The organism is Streptomyces sp. LE64 (genome assembly GCF_052606915.1).
The window spans coordinates 1,446,241-1,466,844 of sequence record NZ_CP199708.1 but is presented as its reverse complement, the minus strand read 5'-3'; the positions used below and the strand labels follow the sequence as shown (position 1 = coordinate 1,466,844).

18 protein-coding genes and 1 pseudogene are annotated in these 20,604 nt (G+C 73.6%); 14 read left to right on the top strand and 5 right to left on the bottom strand.

Annotation, left to right across the window (positions count from 1 at the left end; all coding sequences use genetic code 11):
- Positions 1 to 317 precede the first annotated feature (317 nt).
- Both ACSMX9_RS06620 and ACSMX9_RS06615 read left to right on the top strand, forming a co-directional pair.
- Positions 318 to 770 (top strand): transglycosylase SLT domain-containing protein, encoded by a 453-nt coding sequence (locus ACSMX9_RS06620; RefSeq protein ID WP_445400747.1) that lies wholly within the window; start codon positions 318 to 320, stop codon positions 768 to 770.
- A gap of 182 nt (positions 771 to 952) precedes the next feature.
- Entirely contained in the window at positions 953 to 2,647 is a 1,695-nt protein-coding gene (locus tag ACSMX9_RS06615; protein ID WP_445400745.1) for a hypothetical protein, read from the top strand.
- A 74-nt stretch (positions 2,648 to 2,721) separates the two neighbouring features.
- Here ACSMX9_RS06615 and ACSMX9_RS06610 read toward each other — a convergent pair whose 3' ends face one another.
- A complete protein-coding gene (locus tag ACSMX9_RS06610; protein WP_445400743.1) occupies positions 2,722 to 4,818 on the bottom strand; it encodes a bifunctional glycosyltransferase 87/phosphatase PAP2 family protein in 2,097 nt (698 codons plus the stop codon).
- Positions 4,819 to 5,367: 549 nt separating this feature from the next.
- Here ACSMX9_RS06610 and ACSMX9_RS06605 point away from each other — a divergent pair.
- Positions 5,368 to 6,039, top strand: a complete 672-nt coding sequence (locus tag ACSMX9_RS06605; RefSeq protein ID WP_445400741.1) for an O-methyltransferase — start codon at positions 5,368 to 5,370, stop codon at positions 6,037 to 6,039.
- Between the two features lie 42 nt (positions 6,040 to 6,081).
- On the opposite strand, the gene ACSMX9_RS06600 is transcribed toward ACSMX9_RS06605, so the two are convergent.
- Positions 6,082 to 6,477 (bottom strand): hypothetical protein, encoded by a 396-nt coding sequence (locus tag ACSMX9_RS06600; protein ID WP_366117683.1) that lies wholly within the window; start codon positions 6,475 to 6,477, stop codon positions 6,082 to 6,084.
- A gap of 102 nt (positions 6,478 to 6,579) precedes the next feature.
- Here ACSMX9_RS06600 and ACSMX9_RS06595 point away from each other — a divergent pair, with 102 nt between their 5' ends.
- The 3 genes and pseudogenes from ACSMX9_RS06595 to ACSMX9_RS06585 all read left to right on the top strand — a co-directional run.
- Positions 6,580 to 7,002: a DnaJ family domain-containing protein gene (locus tag ACSMX9_RS06595; protein ID WP_445400739.1), complete on the top strand. Its 423-nt coding sequence runs from the start codon at positions 6,580 to 6,582 to the stop codon at positions 7,000 to 7,002.
- Positions 7,003 to 7,142: 140 nt separating this feature from the next.
- Positions 7,143 to 8,600 (top strand): aldehyde dehydrogenase, encoded by a 1,458-nt coding sequence (locus ACSMX9_RS06590; RefSeq protein ID WP_445400737.1) that lies wholly within the window; start codon positions 7,143 to 7,145, stop codon positions 8,598 to 8,600.
- 317 nt (positions 8,601 to 8,917) lie between these two features.
- Positions 8,918 to 9,252, top strand: a pseudogene (locus tag ACSMX9_RS06585) (YdcF family protein); the annotation flags it as partial.
- Positions 9,253 to 9,470: 218 nt separating this feature from the next.
- Here the strand turns inward: ACSMX9_RS06585 and ACSMX9_RS06580 are convergent.
- Complete coding sequence (locus tag ACSMX9_RS06580) at positions 9,471 to 10,538, bottom strand: Lrp/AsnC family transcriptional regulator (protein WP_445400735.1); 1,068 nt, start codon at positions 10,536 to 10,538, stop codon at positions 9,471 to 9,473.
- Positions 10,539 to 10,678: 140 nt separating this feature from the next.
- Between ACSMX9_RS06580 and ACSMX9_RS06575 the strand changes: the two genes are divergently transcribed.
- Genes ACSMX9_RS06575 through ACSMX9_RS06560 form a run of 4 tightly spaced genes read left to right on the top strand, consistent with a single transcriptional unit; the run spans position 10,679 to position 15,459 of the window.
- Entirely contained in the window at positions 10,679 to 12,373 is a 1,695-nt protein-coding gene (locus ACSMX9_RS06575) for an amidohydrolase (protein WP_445400733.1), read from the top strand.
- Positions 12,370 to 12,672 carry a DUF3311 domain-containing protein gene (locus ACSMX9_RS06570; protein ID WP_445400731.1) on the top strand — a complete coding sequence of 101 codons (303 nt, stop codon included), beginning with the start codon at positions 12,370 to 12,372 and terminating at the stop codon, positions 12,670 to 12,672. Before ACSMX9_RS06575 ends, ACSMX9_RS06570 begins: the two co-directional genes overlap by 4 nt.
- The gene (locus ACSMX9_RS06565) at positions 12,669 to 14,111 is read left to right on the top strand and encodes a sodium:solute symporter family protein (RefSeq protein WP_445400729.1); all 1,443 of its coding nucleotides are present in this window, start codon (positions 12,669 to 12,671) and stop codon (positions 14,109 to 14,111) included. The genes ACSMX9_RS06570 and ACSMX9_RS06565 overlap by 4 nt, the downstream gene beginning before the upstream one ends.
- Before the next feature lie 28 nt (positions 14,112 to 14,139).
- Positions 14,140 to 15,459: an amidohydrolase gene (locus tag ACSMX9_RS06560; protein WP_445400727.1), complete on the top strand. Its 1,320-nt coding sequence runs from the start codon at positions 14,140 to 14,142 to the stop codon at positions 15,457 to 15,459.
- A 555-nt stretch (positions 15,460 to 16,014) separates the two neighbouring features.
- On the opposite strand, the gene ACSMX9_RS06555 is transcribed toward ACSMX9_RS06560, so the two are convergent.
- Positions 16,015 to 16,164, bottom strand: a complete 150-nt coding sequence (locus ACSMX9_RS06555) for a hypothetical protein (protein ID WP_445400725.1) — start codon at positions 16,162 to 16,164, stop codon at positions 16,015 to 16,017.
- A gap of 88 nt (positions 16,165 to 16,252) precedes the next feature.
- On the bottom strand, positions 16,253 to 16,453 hold the full coding sequence (locus tag ACSMX9_RS06550; RefSeq protein ID WP_445400723.1) for a helix-turn-helix domain-containing protein: 201 nt from the start codon (positions 16,451 to 16,453) through the stop codon (positions 16,253 to 16,255).
- Between the two features lie 64 nt (positions 16,454 to 16,517).
- On the opposite strand from ACSMX9_RS06550, the gene ACSMX9_RS06545 reads away from it, so the two are divergent.
- From ACSMX9_RS06545 to ACSMX9_RS06530, 4 genes are all read left to right on the top strand, one after another.
- The gene (locus tag ACSMX9_RS06545) at positions 16,518 to 17,213 is read left to right on the top strand and encodes a substrate-binding domain-containing protein (RefSeq protein WP_445400721.1); all 696 of its coding nucleotides are present in this window, start codon (positions 16,518 to 16,520) and stop codon (positions 17,211 to 17,213) included.
- Positions 17,214 to 17,425: 212 nt separating this feature from the next.
- Positions 17,426 to 18,802: a glycosyltransferase family 4 protein gene (locus tag ACSMX9_RS06540; protein WP_445400719.1), complete on the top strand. Its 1,377-nt coding sequence runs from the start codon at positions 17,426 to 17,428 to the stop codon at positions 18,800 to 18,802.
- Positions 18,802 to 19,536, top strand: a complete 735-nt coding sequence (locus ACSMX9_RS06535; RefSeq protein ID WP_445400717.1) for a methyltransferase domain-containing protein — start codon at positions 18,802 to 18,804, stop codon at positions 19,534 to 19,536. Before ACSMX9_RS06540 ends, ACSMX9_RS06535 begins: the two co-directional genes overlap by 1 nt.
- Positions 19,533 to 20,603 (top strand): prenyltransferase/squalene oxidase repeat-containing protein, encoded by a 1,071-nt coding sequence (locus tag ACSMX9_RS06530; RefSeq protein ID WP_445400715.1) that lies wholly within the window; start codon positions 19,533 to 19,535, stop codon positions 20,601 to 20,603. The genes ACSMX9_RS06535 and ACSMX9_RS06530 overlap by 4 nt, the downstream gene beginning before the upstream one ends.
- Position 20,604 lies beyond the last annotated feature (1 nt).

The following is a 20,604-nucleotide window of genomic DNA, read 5'->3' as shown; positions in this document are numbered from 1 at the left end:
CGTGCCACAGGAGTGGGGGCCCCTCCTAACCGGGGCCGTAGATCCACTCACTTGTCGTGTACGCACAGAACAAGGCGCTGACCTGCGGGTTGAGAGCCAGATCACATCGGGGCCGAGAGGGGCGGATGCGACTCCCACTAGTAAAAGGGGTGATTGCGGGACGTTCCCGGACCTGTTTCTCTGGACCGAGTCGCACGGCGCCACGAGCCCACCCGGGCCGCGGCGCCCTCGCGTTCCCGCCCCGTTCGGGGAGCGCCGGCACACCGCCGGCCCGGAGACGCGAACGACCGCCCTCGTTCCCGACCGGAAGGTCCGCAGTGTCCATCTCCTTCGCCTCCACCTCGCTGTTCCGTCGTCTCTCCGCCAAGAAGGCCCTGACCGGTGCCGCCGTGGCCGCCGCCACGACCGGCATGGTGCTCGCCGCCGCGCCGGCCCAGGCCGCGACCGCGCAGGCCGCCCCGGTCACCGCCCAGGCCAAGGCGACGTCCGCGAAGGCGATCGCGAAGAAGTTGCTGCCCAACGACGCGCAGTACACCGCCTTCGAGAAGATCGTCACCCGTGAGTCCAACTGGGACGTCACGGCGCAGAACTCCTCCTCCGGCGCCTACGGACTCGTCCAGGCCCTGCCCGGCTCCAAGATGTCGACCCACGGCACGGACTGGCGCACCAACGCCGAGACCCAGATCAAGTGGGGCATCGACTACATGGAGGACCGCTACGGCAGCCCCGTCGGCGCCTGGGACTTCTGGAAGTCCAACGGCTGGTACTGAGCCGGCCCCGCAGCCGAGACCACCGAGAGCGGCGGCACCCACCCGGGTGCCGCCGCTCTCGACGTGCGCCCGGGCCCGTACGGAACCGCAGGACCCGTGAACGTTCCGCCCGTGCCCCGCGTCTAGGCTGACGGAAGCCTGCCCCCGAGGCCCCTGCGGGCCCCCGCGAAGAATTGGACACCGTGGTCGCCGAGCCGTCACTCCCCGCCACTGCCCGCACGGACCCGGCCCAGGCCCCGCCGCGGCACGCCCAGGGAACGGTTCCCCGCCCCGCGCGCCCCCTCGACGCCCCGGCCGCGCCCCGCCCCTCGGGCGGGGCGCGCGGCTTCGCCCGGCGCCACCGGCTGCCCCTGCTCGTCACCCTCCCCGCGCTGCCCGTCTACGCGGTGTGGTGGCTCTTCCTCGGTACCGGCGGCGGCGACCTCGCGGCCCAGGAGGCGTGGACCGCGTTCAGCGCCGCCCACCCCGGCACCCCCTACAACCTGTCCTGGTACGGCGGCATGCACGTGCCGAACTACAGCCTGCTGTCCCCGTACCTGATGACGGCCCTCGGCGTGCGGACCGTCACGGTGCTCTCCGGGATCGCCGCCACCTGGCTGGGGGCCCTCCTCGTCGAGCGCACCGGGTTCCGCCGTCCGCTGCCCCCCGCCGCGCTGCTCGCGGTCGCCCTGTGGTCCAACGTCGCCTCCGGCCGCACCACCTTCGCCTTCGGCGTCGCCTTCGGCATCGGAGCCCTGCTCGTGCTGACCGGACGGCACCGCAGGCTCTGGGCGGCCGGACTGCTGGCCACCCTGTCCACCGCCGCCAGCCCGGTCTCCGGACTCTTCCTGGTGGTCGCGGGCGGCGCCTGGTTCCTGCTGCGGGACTGGGGCCGGGCGCTGGCGCTGATGGCGCCCCCGGCCCTGGTCGTCGCCCTTACCACGGTGCTGTTCCCGTTCAAGGGCGAACAGCCCATGCCCGTCCACCGCATCCTGGAGCCCGCGGTGTTCGCGCTGGTGGTGGCCGTCGCCGCGCCCCGCGCCTGGCGCCTGGTGCGGCTCTCCGCGGCGATCTACGCGGTGGGGATCGTCCTCACGTACCTGATCTCCTCGCCGATCGGCACCAACGTGGAGCGGCTCGCCCTGCTGGCCGCCCCGGCGGTGCTGCTCGCGGCGCTGCTGGTGCCCGGACAGGCCCGGGCGCGACGGGCCGGCCTCGCGGTGGCGCTGGTGCTGTCGCTGGCCTGGCTCACCCCCAAGACCGTGCACGACCTGTACATCTCCACCACGGTGCCGGCCTGGGCGGCGAACACCGACGACGTCATCGCCGCACTGGACCGACTGGGCGCGGACCGCACCCGGGTCGAGGTGGTGCCCGCCCGCAACCACCGCGAGGCCACCGCCTTCGCCCCGCACGTCAACCTCGCCCGCGGCTGGAACCGGCAGCTCGACGTGGAACGCGGCCGGCTCTTCTACGACGGCACCTTCTCCGAGACCACCTACCGGGCCTGGCTGGACCGCTGGGCGGTCGGCCTGGTGGTGATGCACGACGGGCGTCCGGACGGCCCCGCCGAGGAAGAGGCCGCCCTGGTGCGCTCCGAGCCCGAGTGGCTGGAACCCGTGTGGCGGGACGCCCACTGGAGCGTCTACCGGGTGCGCGACGCCGTGCCGCTGGCCGCCGCCCCCGCCACCGTCCTGGAGTCCACCGCCACCGGGCTCCGCGTCCGGATGGACCGCGCCGGGGCCGCCACCGTCCGGGTGGCGTACTCGCCGTGGCTGCGGGCCGAAGGGGCCTGCCTGGAGCAGGACGGGGAGTACACCCGGCTCGTCGCCACCGAGCCCGGCACCTACCGCATCGACTCGTCCTGGCGCAGCCGCCCGGCGCAGGACTGCTCCTGACCCACCACGTACCGGGGGCCCGGGTGGACGCGTTGGCAGCGCGTCCACCCGGGCCCCCGGGTACGCCTACCGGTTCAGTCCTTCGATCCGGACGACGGGCCGGAGGGTTCGGCGGCCCCGCTCGCGCCCACCCCGCTGAGGGCTTGGCGCGGTCCGTGCTGACCGGGGATCCGCACCGGATCGTCCGCACCGCCGCCGCCCCGCGCCCGGGGGCCGGCGAACAGGTATCCGAGCCCGAAGCCCGCGGCCACCACCGCGGCACCGCCGACGATGTCCAGCACCCAGTGGTTGGCCGTACCGATGATCACCAGCACGGTGAGCGCCGGGTGCAGCGCCCCCACCACCTTCATCCACGCCTTCGGTGCCAGGACCACGATGACCACCCCGCACCACAGCGACCACCCGAAGTGCAGCGAGGGCATCGCCGCGTACTGGTTGGTGAGCGCGGTGAGCGTGCCGTAGTCCGGCTTGGAGAAGTCCTGCACCCCGTGGATGGTGTCCACGAACCCGAGGCCCGGCATCAGTCGCGGCGGCGCCAGCGGGTACAGCCAGAACCCGATCAGGGCCAGCACGGTGGCGAAGCCCAGCGCGGTGCGCGCCCACCGGAAGTCCACCGGCCGCCGCACGTACAGCAGGCCCAGCACCAGCAACGGCACCGGGAAGTGGAACGACGTGTAGTAGAAGTTGAAGAACGCCTCCAACCACGGGGTGTCCACCACCTTGTGGTTGAGCCAGTGCTCGACGTCGAGGAACAGCGCCTTCTCGATCGAGTGGACCTGCTCCCCGTGCGCCTCGGCGGTGTCCCGCCCGGAGGCCGCGGCCAACCGCACCTTGGAGTAGGCCGAGTACCCCACCCGGATCAGCAACAACTCCAGCAGCAGGTTGGGCCGGCTCAGCACCCGTCGCCAGAACGGCACCAGCGGCACCCACCGCCAGCGGGCGGGCACCGGCGCCGCGTACCGGGTGGGCGTCGGAGCGCCGTAGAACGGCGAGGTGCGGGAGAGGAACGGTACGAAGCAGGCCGCGGCGAGCGCGGTGATCAGGATGACGTTCTCCCGCACCGGTTGCAGCACCAGCGTGTTCGGCAGCAGCATCTTGGTGGGCAGCGTCATCACCAGCACCACGGTCACCGGCCACACCGGCCGGTCCGCGGCCCGCCTGCCCACCCGGCCGACGACGGCCAGCAGCACCCACAGCAACTGGTGCTGCCAGGCGGTCGGCGAGACCACCACCGCCACGCACCCGGTGACCGCCACCGCCAGCAGCAGCTGCCCGTCCCGCGCGTAGCGCACCGCCCGGCGCACCCCGACCACGACCACGGCGGCGGCGAGCACCAGGAACAGCGCCCACTCCGCCGGCCCGCTCAGCCCGAACCGCAGCAGCGCGCCGTGCAGGGACTGGTTGGCCAGCTCGTCCGGGTTCACCGAGAGCCCCGCGCCCACGATCTCCCGGACCCAGTACGTCCACGAGTCCTCGGGCAGCGCGGCCCAGGCGAGGGCGGTGCACCCCGCGAAGGTCGCGCCGGTCGCCACCGCCGCCCTCCGGCGCCCCGTCAGCCACAGCAGCGGCGCGAACAGCAGCACGGTCGGCTGGAACGCCGCCCCCACCCCTATCAACACCCCGCTGGCCCGTTCCCCCCGCACCGCGAAACAGCCCAGCAGCACGAACAGGACCGGGATGATGCTGGTCTGCCCCAGGTGCAGGGTGTTGCGCACCGGCAGCGACAGCATCAGCAGACAGATCGCCACCGGGACGGCGAGCAGCGCGGTGCGCCGCGACACCGGCTGGGGCACCGCGCGCGCGGCGACCACCGCGAGCACCGCGACCAGGAGCAGGGTGCCGAAGGTCCAGCCCCAGCCGAGCGCCTCCTCGGCGGAGCTGACGAAGGGCCGCAGCACCAGACCGTTGAAGGGGGTGCCCGAGAACTGGTCGGAGTCGTACAGCGAACCGGGCGCGTGCAGCACCCCGTTCGGACCGATCCAGGTCTCCAGGTCGGTGAGGCGCTCACCGGGCGGCTGTCGCAGTATCACCGTGACCTGCCGGGCGGCCAGCAACGCCGCCATCAACCACAGGCCGACGCGGACGGCCGCGATCCTGGGGTCCACCGCCGACGCGGGCGACCCCCCTGGTCTCGCCAAGACGTTCCCTGGTCCGTGCTCCGCCTTCGCCACGCCGTGTCGGCCCTCCCGCCCCGTTCCGTCCGCTGCGCCCGTCGGTGCTCGCCAGCGGCTCGTCGATGCTTGCTCGTCCGTCTGCGTTCGTTCGTGCTCGTCGACGCCCCTGAGGGGCGTCCCGCTCGACGGGGCGCCCCCAAGAGGCTCGCACTGCCCGTGGGAGAGGACGCAGGCAACCCCCCTCTTCGCCTGACAGTCCCACTCCTTCGACCGGACGACGATAGTGCGGTCGGCGCTCATCGCCGAACGCGGAAGGAGACGACGGTCACGTCCCCGGAGCGCCGGCCCCGTCCTCCCGGTCGCCCCGCGGCGCCCGGATTCCGGCCCCGGGCCGTCCACCGCACCGCCCGCCGGTGCGGTGTCCAGGGCGTGCGCGGGCGCGCACGAACCACTCCACCGGAGGACCGCACCGCACGCGCGCCGGGGCGAACGGCCCGTTCCCGGACGGAACGGCACGGGATAGGTTCGGTTCGACGCACCGATGACCACGCACCGATGACCACGTGACGTGACCACGGAGACACCAGGGGAACGGAGTTCGAGCACATGGCCGAGCAGGAGCGGTGGAACGCCGTCGACGACTACTTCACGTCCGCGTTGGCACCCGCGGACGAGGCACTGGAGGCGGCGCTGCGGGAGAGCGACGCGGCCGGGCTCCCACAGATCGCGGTCGCCCCGAACCAGGGCAAACTGCTCCAGCTGCTCGCCCGGATGCAGGGCGCCCGGCGCATCCTGGAGATCGGCACGCTCGGCGGGTACAGCACCATCTGGCTGGCCCGGGCGCTGCCCGCCGACGGCCGGCTGATCACCCTGGAGCACCAGGCCGCGCACGCCGAGGTGGCGCGGCGCAACCTGGCCCGCGCGGGGCTGGACGGGGTGGTCGAGGTGCGCGTCGGCCCGGCCCTCGACGCCCTCCCGGGGCTGGCCGCCGAGGGTGGCGCCCCCTTCGACTTCGTCTTCATCGACGCGGACAAGGTGAACAACCCGCACTACCTCGACTGGGCGGTGCGGCTGACCGGGCCCGGTTCCGTCATCGTCTGCGACAACGTCGTCCGGGACGGTGCCGTCACCGACGCGGACAGCACCGACCCGGCCGTGGTCGGCACCCGTGCCCTGGTCGACCGGGTGGCCGCCCACCCCCGGCTGAGCGCCACCGCCGTGCAGACGGTCGGGACCAAGGGGTACGACGGCTTCCTGCTGGCACGCGTCACCGACTGACCCCGGCCCGCCGGGCTCCGCTCCCGGGCGCCTCCCGCGGGCTCAGGGCTCGTGGTAGAAGCCCACGTTCACCGAGCGGGGCCCGGTGCGGTCCAGCACCACGAGCTCCCCCGAGGAGCCCGGCGGCAGCGGCGCGCTGCCGCCGTACGGGACGGGCTGCGAGGGGCCGCGGCCCACCGTGAGCCGCACCTCGGAGGACGGGTCCACCTGCGACCCCCGCAGCCAGGACACCGTCCAGGCGCCGTCCGCACCGCAGCGGAACTCCAGATGGGCACGGGACACGAACAGCCAGTCCGCGGGGGTGGCCAGCCGGCACGTGCTCCGGTCCCGCCCCACCCGCAGCACCGCGCCCGCCTCGCTCGCGGCCTCCGCCATCAGCATGCCCGCCGTGGCACCCGCGTCCGCCTCCGACACCGTCGCCATGGTCAGCTCAAGCACCCCTGCGCTCCTTCGTTCCGCCGCTCTGCCGGCGTTCGTTCGGACAGGGGGAGGGTCGCACAGCACCCCGCCGCAAGGGGAGACGTCTGGGACAATGTCCACATGACCGAACGGAAACCGCCCGGAGTGAGTTTCGAGTCATGGGTCGACCGGCAGATCCGCGATGCGCAGCAGCGCGGCGAGTTCGCCGGCCTGGAGGGCGCGGGACGCCCCTTCGACGAGGGCGTGGAGACGCCGTACGACGAACTCTGGTGGATCAAGCGCAAGATGGTCCGCGAGGGGCTGAGCAGCCTGCCGCCGAGCCTGGCCCTGCGCAAGGAGGCCGAGGACGCCCTCGCCGCCGCCTGGGCGGCGCCGTCCGCGGCGGCGGCCCGCCGCATCGTCGCCGAGGTCAACCCCAAGATCCTCGACATGATGCTGAAACCGCCCCCCGGCCCCCCGCTCGGCCTCAAACCCTTCGACCTGGACGAGATCGCCCGCGAGTGGCACGCCCGTCGCACCGGAGCGGAGCCCGCCCCGGAGTGAGCCGCCCCGCGCCCGCGCTGCCCCCTTTGGGTCGGTTGGCGTGCTGTGTCGCGGGGAACACCTGACCTGGTGTGTGCATCGCGAACGCGTATCACCCGAAGGCGGGCCCGGCAGGGCACCGCGGGGAGGCGATTCCAGGCATGACCGACCAGGTGGAGCACGGAAAGCTGTTCATCGGCGGGACGATGACCGAGCCCCTCGGCGCCGAGGTCATAGAAGTGGTGTCCCCGCACACCGGGGAGGTGTTCGCCCGGGTGCCGAGCGCCTCGCGCGCCGACGTGGACCGGGCGGTCGCCCTCGCGCGGGGCGCCTTCGACCACGGGCCCTGGCCACGGATGGGCCTGACCGAACGGCTGGCCGCGGTGGGCCGGATCAGGGACGGCCTCGCCGCCCGCCACGAGGAGATAGCGCGGCTCATCACCGCCCAGAACGGCACCCCGTACACGTCCAGCCTGCGGATGCAGGCGCTCGGCGCGCTCGCCGTGTGGGACGCGGCGATGTCCGTGGCCCGCGACTTCGTCTACGAGGAGCCCCGGGAGGGCGCCTTGGGCAAGCTGCTGGTGCGCCGGGAGCCGGTCGGCGTGGTGGCGGCGATCGTGCCGTGGAACGTCCCCCAGTTCACCGCCGCGGCCAAACTGGCGCCGGCCCTGCTCGCCGGCTGCCCGGTGGTCCTGAAGACCTCCCCGGAGACCCCGCTGGACGCGTACGTCCTCGCGGAGGCGGTCGCCGACGCGGGCCTGCCCGAGGGCGTGCTGTCGATCCTGTGCGCCGACCGCGAGGTCAGCGAGCACCTGGTGGGCCACCCCGACGTGGACAAGGTGTCCTTCACCGGCTCCGCGGCCGCCGGCCGCCGGGTGATGGAGGTCGCCGCCCGCAACCTCACCCGGGTCACCCTGGAACTGGGCGGCAAGTCGGCGGCGGTGGTCCTCCCGGACGCCGACGCGGACACCGCCGTCGCCGGCATCACCCCGTTCGCCTACCTCCTCAACGGCCAGGCGTGCGTGGCCCAGACCCGCATCCTGGTGCCCCGGGCCCGGCACGACGAGTTCGCCGACGCCTTCGCCGCCGCGGCCAGCTCCCTGAAGGCGGGCGACCCCCTCGACCCCGCCACCGAACTCGGCCCGCTGGTCGCCGAACGCCAGCAGCGGCGCTCCCTCGACTACATCCGGCTCGGCCGCGAGGAGGGGGCCCAGGTCCTGGTGGGCGGCGGCACCCCGGACGGCCTCGACCGGGGCTGGTACGTGGAGGCCACCCTCTTCGGCAACGTCGACAACTCCATGCGGGTGGCCCGGGAGGAGATCTTCGGCCCGGTGGTCTGCCTGCTCCCCTACCGGGACGAGGAGGAGGCGGTGCGGATCGCCAACGACTCCGAGTACGGCCTCTCCGGCAGCGTGTGGACCGAGGACCCGGAGCGCGGGCTCGACGTGGCGCGCCGGGTGCGCACCGGCACCTACTCGGTGAACACCTTCGGCGTCGACGTGCTCGGCCCGTTCGGCGGCTACAAGAACTCCGGCCTGGGGCGGGAGTTCGGCCCCGAGGGGTACGCCGCCTACTTCGAGCACAAGATGATCCACCTGCCGGTGGACTGGTCCGGCTGAACGGTCCGGGCGGGCCGGGCGGGCGCTGAGCCGTCCCGGTCGGCCCGCCCGGACGGAGTTCAGCGGGCGACGGCGAACGCCAGGACGACCACCATCGCGGTCACGGGGAGACGCACAGTGCCTGCTCGGCCCCGGGCCTCATCGGTGCTCCGCGATCACCGGGTCCGTGCCGAGCTGCGTCCCGGACCCGGTCACGCGTTCGCCTCCGCCTGGTCCGTTGCCGGGGCCGGGGTTGCTCCCGGCGACGGACCTCACCGAAGGACGGAGCAGTGATCCCGCTCCAGGCGTGGCAGGACGCGCGAACCGTCCGGGACCGGAACATCACGTGTTCGCGGGCGCCCCTGGAGGCCGAGGGCGTGGAGGCTTCGTCGGTCCTGCTCGTCTCCAAGCCCTACGGGCAGCGCCGGGCGTACGCGACGGCCAGGGAACTGTGGTCCGGTGTCGAGTTCGTGTGCACCTCGGCTCCCATGGAGCTTCCCGAGTACGTCGACGACTCGGCGACGGCCGACTCGTGATCGACATGCTCGTCGGTGCGCTCCAGCGGCTCATGGTCTACCCGCGGCCCCTGATCGAGCAGGACGTGCCCGAAGACGTCCTGCGGGCGTACGAGCGGCTGTGCAGCGCGGGGTTCACCAGCCGCCTCGTGCCCGCCGGGGCCCGTCTCCGACAGGTTGCCGGCCGTGCGCGGCGGGCATCACCGGGGCCGTCCGCTTCGCGGGGCCACCAGCGGGTGGACTCGGTCGGCCGCACCGGCAGGAGCACGGCGGTCGCGCTGTCGACCGGTCCGTGTCCACCGGGGCAGGGCGAGCGCGGCCACTCCTTGCCCGCCCTGGGCCGTTGGGCCCCGCCCCGGCCGGGGCCGGCTGGGATTCACCAGCCGTCGGGCCGGTACGCCATCACCACCACGTGCCCTCCGGCCGCCTTCCCCGTCCCGTCGAGCAGACGCCCCATCCGCTTGTACGTGTGAACCGAGATGCTCCGCCCTTGGACCCGCACCGGGTGCTCGGCCGTGACGGCCGACTCCACGGCGTGGCAGTCGTCGAACCCCCGCGCCCAGAGCGTGACCAGGAGATTGCCCGTACCGGTCACCGCGCCGGCCATCCGCACCTCAGGAAGGCGTGCCACGCGGGTGCCCACCGCGTCGAGTTGGTGGGGCGGTACGTCCAGCGTCATCGTCTGGGAGACGGGCCACCCCGCATGCGCGTGCGCGAAGTCGCACCGGACGAAGAGCACGTTCTCCCTGATCAGTCTGAGGGAACGACGACGGGCGGCGTGTTCGCCCAGCCCCGTTCGCAGGCCCAGTTCCGTCCACGGGAGCCGGGCGTCCCGGCCCAACTCGTCCACCAGCGGCCGCATGTCCGCCGCGATCGCGGCGGCGGCCGGTCCGCGGACGCCCCGCTGGAGTGCGGGTGCGCCGCGCTCCGGAGCCAGAGCCGCCCGTTGGGTGCGGTCCAGGGCGCGCAGCCGCCAGTCGCTGCCCTCCGTGTACCAGCGACCGCCGATCCGCGTGCGCACCCGACCGATTCCGGCGAGTGCGGCGATGTCCCGGCGCACCAGTAGGGACAGGGCGGCGAGATCCGCTGCGACGACGGAGACCAGCAGGTCGTACTCCCCGGCCATGTGCTCGACCGTGAACGCCCACGGCCAGGTGGCGAGATCCGCCGCGACCGCGTCGATGCGACCGGGCTCGCAGTCGATCTCCAGATAGCCGATCTGTTCCTCGGAGAAGGCCGGGTACGCGGTCAGCCACGCCAACCCTTGGCTGGTCAGGCGCTCCCAGCGGCGCTGCGCGGTGGAGGGGCTGACGTCCGCCGCGCCGGCGATCCGGGACCAGCTGGCCCGCGGGCTGGTCTGGAGCGCCTCGATGATCGCCAGGTCCGTCTCGTCGATGGCCGCACGGGCCGCGACTCCCGCACTCGCGCTGCCGCTTTCCGTCACTTGCACCTCCAGATCGCAGGAATCAAGCATTGTGTCCCGCATGTCCGCGGTGCTGTGCATCATTCCCTCACTGTTCCAGCCAGCTGGCGCTCTGCCTTCCCCTTTCTGTACATCCGTACCTTTCAGAGGTCCAGTCGATCATGATGCAGACACTTCCCCGGTCCCCCCGTTCGTCCCCCCGGGGCGAATCCGCGGACTCGCTGCCGCCCGATCTCGTGCTCTACAACGGCCGCGTCCTGACCCTCGACCGCGTCGGCCGGCGCGCGGAGGCCGTGGCCGTCCGCGACGGCCTGGTCCTGGCCACCGGCACCAGTCGCGAGATGCTCGCCCTGGCGGCACCGGGCACCGAGCGCAGGGACCTGGCGGGCCGGGTCGTCACCCCCGGGTTCCTGGAGACCCACACCCACCCGCTGTGGGTGGGGATGGTCGCGTCCGCGCCCGTGGACGCCTCCAGCCCGTCCAACGACTCGGTCGCCGACATCCTGGAACGGGTCGCCGCGGCGGCCCGCGAACGTCAACCGGGCCAGTGGGTCCTGGGCGCCGGCTACGACCACACCCGGTTGCGCGAGCGCCGCCACCCCACCCGCACCGAACTGGACCGGGCCGCCCCCGACAACCCGGTCGCGATCCTGCACGCCTCCACCCACCAGGGGGTGTGCAACTCGGCCGCCCTGCGCCTCGCCGGCATCGGACGGGACACGCCGCCGCCGCCGGACGGCGTCGTCGGGCGCGATCCGGACGGCGAGCCCAACGGCCTGCTGGCCGAGGCCGCCGTCCTCCAGGTCGCGGAGGCACTGCCGCCGGTGACTCCGGACCTGCTCGACGCGTGCCTGGCGGCGGCGGGCGCGGAGTACCTGCGCCACGGCATCACCACCGTCCACGACCTCGGCGTCGGACTGGTCGCGGGTGCGGCCGAACTCGACGCCTACGCAAGGGTCTGCGGCACCGGTCGGTTCGGCCCCTCCGTCCGCGGCTTCCTCCGCCACGAGGTGATCGACGAGTTCGACGCGGTGGAGCGGGGTCCGGTCGCCTTCGCCCGCACCGAGGGGCCCGGAGGCTTCGAGGTCGGCGGGGTCAAACTCGTCGCGGACGGCGCGCTCCAGGGACTGACGGCATGCCTGCGCGACGCCTACGAGTGCGATCCCGACGCCCACGGCCTGATGTCGATGACGCCCGGCGAACTGCGCAGGGCGGTCGCCCGGTATACCGCCGCGGGCTGGCAGATCGCCACCCACGGCAACGGGGACGCCGCCATCGACGCCGTACTCGACGCGTACCGCCACGCCGGCGACGCCCGTGCTCCGCGCCACCGGATCGAGCACTGCCAGACCATCCGGGAGGACCAGTTGGACCTCTTGGCCGAACACGGGGTCCTGGCGTCGGTCTTCGTCAAACACGTGCACTACTGGGGTGACCAGCACCACGATCGGTGGCTCGGCCCCCGACGGGCCGGCCGCATCTCGCCGCTGGCCTCCCTACGGCGCCGGAGCATCCGCTTCGGCCTGCACTCCGACTCACCGGTCACCCCCGTCTCACCGCTCGAAGCCATGTGGTGTGCGACCGCGCGCCGCACCCGCTCCGGTCGGGTCCTCGGCCCGGAACAGCGCGTCGGCGTCGAGGACGCCCTGCGCGCCTACACCTCCGAGGCCGCCTGGCTCGGCCACGCCGAGACGACCCACGGCACCGTCGAGCCAGGAAAGGTCGCCGACCTGACCGTCCTGGACACCGATCCCACGACTGCGGAACCGGACGCGCTCCGCGAGGTCCGTGTCGAGGCGACCGTCGTCGGCGGCGTGGTGCGCTACGAGCGTGCCATCGGGGGGCCGGCCTCGTGACCCATTCCACCGGCACCCCCGGGGACCCGGCCACGGGCCGGGTCCGAGCCGGCTCGCTCGTCCTGGCGCTCGGCATCCCCGCGCTGGCGGTCCTCGTCGGCGTTCCGTTCCTCGCCGGGTCGACCCGGCTCGTCCTCGGCTTCCCCGCCGTGTTCGCCTGGCTGTTCGCCTGGGCACCCCTCAGCTCGCTGTGCATGTGGCTCGCCTGGTGGCACTACGACCGCCACGAGTTCGGCGACGCCCCGACCCCGCCGCCCACAGAGGGCTCAGGCACCCAAGGAGAGGTCGCCGACAGATGACCGCCGCAGTCTTCTTCCTGTTCCTGGCCACCTCGATCGGCCTCGCCCTCGCCGCCCGGCGCCACGCCCGGGGCAAGGGCGTCGGCGAGATGCTGGTTGCGGGCCGCTCGCTGCCGACCTGGCTCGTCTACTTCCTCGCCGTGGGGGAGATGTACTCGGTCACCTCCCTGCTCGGCTTCACCGGCGGCATCTACGCGGCCGGCGCGAGCTACGGCATCTGGTTCTACGGGTACATCCTCCTCGCCTACCCGATCGGGTACTTCACCGCGCCCCTGCTGTGGCGCGCCGCCCGCCGCTACCAGGCCCTCACCCTCGTCGACCTGGTGCGCCGCCACTTCTCCAGCCGCATGCTGGAACGCCTGATCGCCCTCGTCATGGTCGCGGCCCTCCTCGCCAACGGCATGAACCAGGTCCTCGGGCTCCGCGCCGTCCTGACCGGGCTGGACGTCGGCCTCTCGCCCACGGGCGCCGCCGTCCTCGGCTGCGGCATGGCGCTCCTGTACGTCGCCGCGGCGGGCATGCGGTCCTCCGCGTACGTGGCCGTGCTCAAGGACACCTGCATGGTCCTCGGCGTGCTGCTGATGGGCATCGCCGTGCTCGCGAAGGCGGGCGGCATCCAGAACATCTTCGATCCGTCGGTGCTGCCGGCCACCCAGATCACCACCGGCGGGGACGCACTGCGCTACGTCATGACCACGATCGTGCTCCAGAGCTTCTGCATGTACCTCGGGTTTCAGGCCCAGTTCCTGCTCCCCTCCCGCTCCGAGGGGGCCGTCAAGAAGTCCCTCGTCCTGATGCCGCTGTACATGCTGATGTTCCCCTTCCTGGCGCTCGTCGGCTTCTACGGCGCAGCCCACCGCACCGTCGGCACCGATCCGAACGGCGTCTTCCTCGTCGCCGCGCGGGATCTGCTGCCCGACTGGGGGGTGGGCGTGGTCGCCGCCGCCGCGGGACTGGCTGCGATGCTCGTCCTGGCCGCCCTCGCACTGACCTCCGCCGGCATGATCGCCCGCAACATCCTCCCGGGCGTCCCCGAGCGGAAGCAGTCCACCGCCACCAGGCTGCTCTCCGCGGCCTTCCTGCTCTCCGCCGGCCTCCTGTCCGCCACTTCCTCGTCACTGATGGCGACGGTGCTCGCCCTGGTCTTCGCGATCGGTGCCCAGGCCGTACCGACGATGACGTCCATGCTCTTCGCCCGCCGGATGTCCCCGGCCGCACTCGGCGTCGGCATCGCGGCGGGCTCCGCGGTCCTGGTCTGGTTCCAGTACAGCCCGCCCGACCTCGCCGGTGTGAGCCCCGGCCTGGTCGCCCTGCTGGTGAACTACGCCGTGGCCTGGGGCACCTCGCGGGTGCTGCCCGCCGCCCCGCTCACCCCCGTCGCCGCCCGGCCGGAACCCGAGCCGGACCGCCGGACCGGGTACGCCGTCGCGACCGACTGACCGACCCGCCCCCGGAGGAAGAGGTCCCATGCAATCCCGCCCACGTCCGGGTGACCCGACCGCGGCACCCACGCCCACGGCCACCGAGGCCGCCGCCCGCACCGTGCTCGCCGGCCTCGACGACACCCTCCGATCCGATCTGGAGGCCCTCTACCGCGATCTGCACCGCCATCCCGAGGTCGGCCATCAGGAGGTCCGCACCGCCGCGCTGATCGCCGCACGGCTACGCGCCCAGGGACTGGAGACCACCGAGCACATCGGCACCACCGGCGTCACAGGAGTCCTCCACAACGGCGAGGGACCCACCGTCCTCCTCCGCGCGGACATGGACGCCCTGCCGGTCGCCGAGGCCACCGGGCTGCCCTACGCCTCGGAGCACCGGGGCGTCATGCACGCCTGCGGGCACGACGTCCACCTGACCTGTCTGCTCGGCCTGACCGATCTCATGTCCACCCACCGCGGTGTCTGGAGGGGCACCCTGATCGCCCTGTTCCAGCCCGCGGAGGAACGGGGAGACGGTGCACGAACCATGATCGCCGACGGTCTCCGCCAGCGCGTCCCGCAACCGGACGTCGCCCTGGCACAGCACGTGACCCCTCTGCCGGCCGGGCAGGTCCGTACCAGGAGCGGCCCCTTCATGGCGACGGCGGACAGTCTGCGCGTCACCCTTCACGGTCGGGGGACGCACGGGTCCACCCCCGACCTCGGCGTCGATCCGGTGGTCCTGGCCGCGATGATCGTCGTACGTCTCCAGACCGTCGTCTCGCGCGAACTGTCCGCAGCCACGCGAGCGGTGGTGACCGTCGGGTCGATCCACGCGGGCACGGGACCGAACATCATCCCGGACACCGCGGAACTCCAGATCAACGTCCGCACCCACGACGAACGGGCGCGCGCCCACGTGCTCGACGCGATCGGCCGGATCGTGCGCGCCGAGTGCGAGGCGTCCGGCAGCCCGAGGCCGCCCGAGGTGGAACGGACGGCCGCGTTCCCGCCGACGGTCAACGACGACGACACCACCAGCCGGGTCGCCGCCGCCTTCTCCGCGCACTTCGGCGACGCCGCCGGCACCATGGAGGCGCTCCCCGCGAGCGAGGACTTCAGTGAGATCCCCCGTGCCTTCGGCGTCCCCTACACCTACTGGTGCATCGGCGGCACGGCGCCCGACCGGTACGCCGAGGCCGATGCCGCGGGAACGGTGGCCACGACGGTGCCCGGCAACCACAGCCCGCAGTTCGCCCCCGTGCTCCAGCCGACCCTCGACACGGGCGTACGGGCCCTACTGGTCGCCGCCCTGGCCTGGCTCGCTTCCCCCGCCCACCCGGCGGACGCCCCGGCGGAGCCCTGACGCCGAGCCCACCGGGACGGTCCCCGGCCCCGGTGCGGCCCGCCCCGCGGTGTGACCGGGGGCGGGCCGCCCGCGTTGCCGGGGCGTTCCCCGGCAACGCGCGAGTCACGCGCAGCCGTCGCCGCCGTGCGGAGCCGGGCAGGACGGGACGTGCCCACGCTGGTCGCGCGCGGCGGCCCGGGGCGTAGATCGTCTGCCCCGGGCCGCCTTGCCGACGCGCGCACCGTGCGCGAACGGACCATCCAGCGACACGACCGTTCTGGAAGGGGGTGCCGTCCACCGTCCAGCCGGTGCATCCTGACTGCTGACCAGGACGTCCTGTTCGGATTCCACGCGAAGCCGTACGGCGTTGAGGAGATCTTCCGGGTGCCGCAGGGCCTGCTCCGCTGTCTCCGATCCACGGCCGGTGTGACCGTGAACCGGTCACACCGGCGGGAATGGCGGCTCGTCGGCGTGGTGGGGGCGTGGTCACGGAACGCCTCCGCGATCCCGTGTTCCGGCCCGAAACGACCGTGACAGTCGATGGCCGTGTGCGGGCCCCTGATGTTCGTCGGGTCAGCCCGGGGTGCTGGCGGGCCAACCGGTGTACTGCTCGGCGAGGTGGGCGCGCCCGGTGCGGGTGCCGACCACGTTGTCGAGTTCGCCGAGCTGGCGCCGCAGGTCGAACGCACCGTCGCCGGGCGTGGTGTGCAGCAGCCGGGTCATCCAGGAGGAGAAGTGAGGTCCTGCATGAAGGGCAGGGCCGCATCGCGCAGGATCTGGGTGCGGGGACAGCCGGAGGTGACCTCCCACCTCAGCCCGATGTGCCATGACCGTCTCCATCGCGTTCCAGCGCCCCCCACTCGGCCAGTTCCGCGACCACGCGGTGTGCGGTGCTCAGGGCCAGGCCCGTGTCCTGGGCGATCTGGGACAGCGTCCGCGACGGACGCTCGCGATCGAAGGCGGCGAGTACCTTGAGGACCTTTCCGGCCGCCGTGTTCCCGGTGGTGCTCACGGGGGAAGTCTCGCAGACCGGCTCGAACCGCCCCGTACCATCCGCCCGACAGCAAGGAGGCAACGTGAACCAGGAGATTTCCGGACTGTCCTCGATGGCGACGCGTCCGATCGTCACGGAACTCGCCGCACGCATCCGACGCGACCACGCGATCCCGGTGCGCTTCGACTCCGCGGGCGGGATCGAGATCGCCCGCCGGGTGCGCGAGGGCGCCGGGGCGGACCTCCTCGTGCTCGCCGACGGGGCGCTGGCCGCTCTGGCACAGGAGGGTCTCCTCCTCCGCGGCACGGTGCGTCCGCTGTGGGTGTCCCAGGTCGTCGCGGCCGTGCCGAAGGGCGCGCCGGTCCCGGCGTTCGGGTCGGAGGACGACCTGCGGGCCGCGCTCCTGCAAGCGGAGGGGATCGCCCACTCCACGGGCCCCAGCGGCCAGGCCCTCGTCGACCTGATCGCGCGGCTGGGCCTCGCCGGAGAGCTCCGGGACCGGCTCGTCCGGACGCCGCCGGGGGTGCCGGCGGGCAGCCTGCTGCCGTCGGGGCGGGCCGATCTGGCCTTCCAGCAGCACAGCGAGCTGATGGACCTGCCGGACGTCGTCGTCATCGGCCCGCTACCGGGCGACACGGCGATCCGTTCCACGTTCGGCGGGGGCGTCCTGGCTGCCTCCACCCGGCCGGGTCCGGCCCGTGAGGTCCTCGACTTCCTCGGCTCCGACGCCGCATCGGAGACCGTCCGCGTCAGGGGCATGCACCCGGCCGCGGGCTAGGGCCTCCCGGTCGACCGCGTGCGGAGCCCCTCGCGGTTCGGCCCGCGCGGCGCAGCACGCACCGCGTGGCGCGAATCACCGGGGCCGCTCGGCCGCACGGGGCTACCAGCCGGTAGATTCGGCCTTCCTGACCGCCCCGACCAGGAACGTGTTCCCCGTTCGCCGCCGTGCGTGGGGTCGCGGGCGCACTGTCACGAGAAGGGGGCCAACGAGTGACCGCTGAGGCCATGGAGGCCCGTCCTCGGCCGGGGGACGCGCAGGGCGACGGGCCGATCGGGGACCGTCCGCTGCGGATCGCGTTGCTCACCTACAAGGGGAACCCCCACTGCGGCGGCCAGGGCGTCTACGTCCGGCACCTGTCCCGGGAACTGGTGCGCCTCGGGCACTCCGTCGAGGTGATCGGCGCCCAGCCCTATCCCGTCCTGGACGGCGGCCCGGGGCTGGAGGGGCTGCGGTTCACCGCACTGCCGAGCCTGGACCTCTACCGGGAGCCCGACCCCTTCCGCACCCCCGCCCGGGACGAGTACCGCGACTGGGTCGACCGCCTGGAGTTCGCCACCATGCGCGCCGGCGGCTTCCCCGAGCCGCTCACCTTCTCCCTGCGGGCCCGCCGGCACCTGCGCGGACGCCGCGGCGAGTTCGACGTCATCCACGACAACCAGACCCTCGGCTACGGACAGTTGGGCGACCTGGGGGCGCCGCTGGTCACCACAGTGCACCATCCCGTCACCGTGGACCGGCAGGTCGAACTCGACGCCGCGGCGGACTGGAAGCGGCGGGTCTCGCTGCGCCGTTGGTACGCCTTCACCCGGATGCAGAAGCGGGTGGCCCGCCGGTTGCCCACGGTGCTCACCGTCTCCGGCAGCTCCCGCCGGGAGATCGTCGACCACCTCGGGGTGCGCCTCGATCGGGTCCACGTCGTCCCCATCGGCGCCGACGCCGAACTGTTCGCCCCCGACCCCTCCGTCGCCGAGGTGCCCGGCCGGATCGTCACCACCGCCAGCGCCGACGTCCCCCTGAAGGGCCTGGTGCACCTGGTGGAGGCGCTCGCCGTGGTGCGGACCCACCACCCCGGTGCGCACCTGGTGGTGGTGGGCCGGCGGGCCGAGGACGGGCCGGTGGCCCGGGCGATCGCCCGGCACGGGCTCGACGGGGCGGTGGAGTTCGTCAAGGGCGTCAGCGACACCGCACTGGTGGACCTGATCCGTTCCGCGCGCATCGCCTGCGTGCCCTCGCTGTACGAGGGGTTCTCGCTGCCCGCCGCGGAGGCCATGGCGACCGGCACCCCGCTCGTCGCCACCACCGGCGGAGCCATCCCCGAGGTCGCCGGCCCCGACGGCGAGACCTGCCTCGCGGTGCCGCCGGCGGACGCCGGGGCCCTCGCCGCGGCCCTCGGACGGCTGCTCGGCGACGCCGACCTGCGGGCCCGGCTCGGCGCGGCCGGCCGGGAGCGGGTGCTCGCCCGGTTCACCTGGGCGAAGGCCGCCGAGGGCACCGTCCGGCACTACCGCGCGGCCCTCGACCGCGCCCAGGCCCCGGCCGGTCGTGCCGGTCGGGGCACGACCGCACCCGTGGGGGGCAACCGCTGATGCTGACCGTCGACTTCACCCGCTTCCCGCTCGCCCCCGGTGACCGGGTCCTGGACCTCGGCTGCGGCGCCGGCCGCCACGCCTTCGAGTGCTACCGGCGCGGCGCCCGGGTCGTCGCGCTCGACCGCAACGGCGAGGAGGTGCGCGAGGTCGCCAAGTGGTTCGCGGCGATGCGGGAGGCGGGGGAGGCGCCCGCCGGCGCCACCGCCACCGCCCTGGAGGGCGACGCCCTGGCCCTGCCCTTCCCGGACGCCTCCTTCGACGTGGTCATCGTCTCCGAGGTGATGGAACACGTCCCCGACGACAAGGGCCTGCTCGCCGAGATGGTGCGGGTGCTGCGCCCCGGCGGCCGGATCGCGGTCACCGTCCCGCGCTACGGGCCGGAGCGGATCTGTTGGGCGCTCAGCGACGCGTACCACGAGGTGGAGGGCGGCCACATCCGCATCTACCGGGCGGACGAACTGCTGGCCCGGCTGCGCGAGGCGGGACTGCGCCCCTACGGCAGCCACCATGCGCACGCCCTGCACGCGCCCTACTGGTGGCTCAAGTGCGCCTTCGGCGTCGACAACGACCGGGCGCTGCCGGTGCGGGCGTACCACAAGCTGCTGGTCTGGGACATCATGAAGAAGCCGCTGGCCACCCGCGCCGCCGAACGCGCCCTCAATCCGCTGCTCGGCAAGAGCTTCGTGGCCTACGCGACCAAACCGCAGCTGCCGCCCGTGGGCGCCCGGTGACCACCCCCCGCACCCACCACCTGGTCCTGCCCGGGGTGTTGACCGCGGCCCAGGCCGCCGCCACCGTCCGTGCGGTGGGCGACCTGCAACGGCCGGACGGGGCCATCCCCTGGTTCCGCGGCCACCACCTCGACCCCTGGGACCACACCGAAGCGGCGATGGCGCTGGACACGGCGGGGGAGCACGAGGCGGCGGCCCGCGCCTACGACTGGCTCGCCGACCACCAGAACCCGGACGGCTCCTGGTACGCGGCCTATGCGGACGGGGACCCGGAGCGCATCACCGACCGCACCCGGGAGACCAACTTCTGCGCCTACGTGGCGGTCGGCGTCTGGCACCACTACCTGGCCACCGGCGACGAGGCGTTCGCCGACCGGATGTGGCCCACCGTCCGGGCAGCGGTCGATTTCGTGCTCGCCCTCCAGCAGCCCGGCGGGCAGATCGGCTGGCGCCGCGGGGCGGACGGCACGCCCGTCACCGACGCCCTGCTCACCGGCAGTTCCTCCATCCACCAGGCGCTCGGCTGCGCCCTGGCGCTCGCCGACCACCTCGATGACCCCCGGCCGGACTGGGAACTCGCGGTCGGTGCGCTGCGCCATGCGATCCGCTGTCACCCCGAACGCTTCCTCGACAAGTCCCGCTACTCGATGGACTGGTACTACCCGGTGTTGGCCGGCGCGGTGACGGGCGGGGCGGCCCGTCAGCGGCTCGCGGCCGGTTGGGAGCGCTTCGTGGTGCCCGGGCTGGGGGTGCGCTGCGTGGCCCCCAACCCCTGGGTGACCGGCGGGGAGTCCGCCGAACTCGCCCTCGCACTGTGGGTGGCCGGCGATCCGGAGCGGGCCCGGGAGGTGCTGGTGGCGATGCGCCATCTGCGCGACGACGCCAGCGGGTTGTACTGGACCGGCTACGTCTACGAGGACCGGGCGGTCTGGCCGGAGGAGCGCACCGCGTGGACCGCGGGCGCGGTGCTGCTCGCGGTGGCCGTGCTCGGGGGGCACGAGCCGACCCGTGCCGTGTTCACCGCCGACCGCTTGCCCCGGGGCGTCGAACCGGTCTGCTGCGCCTGAC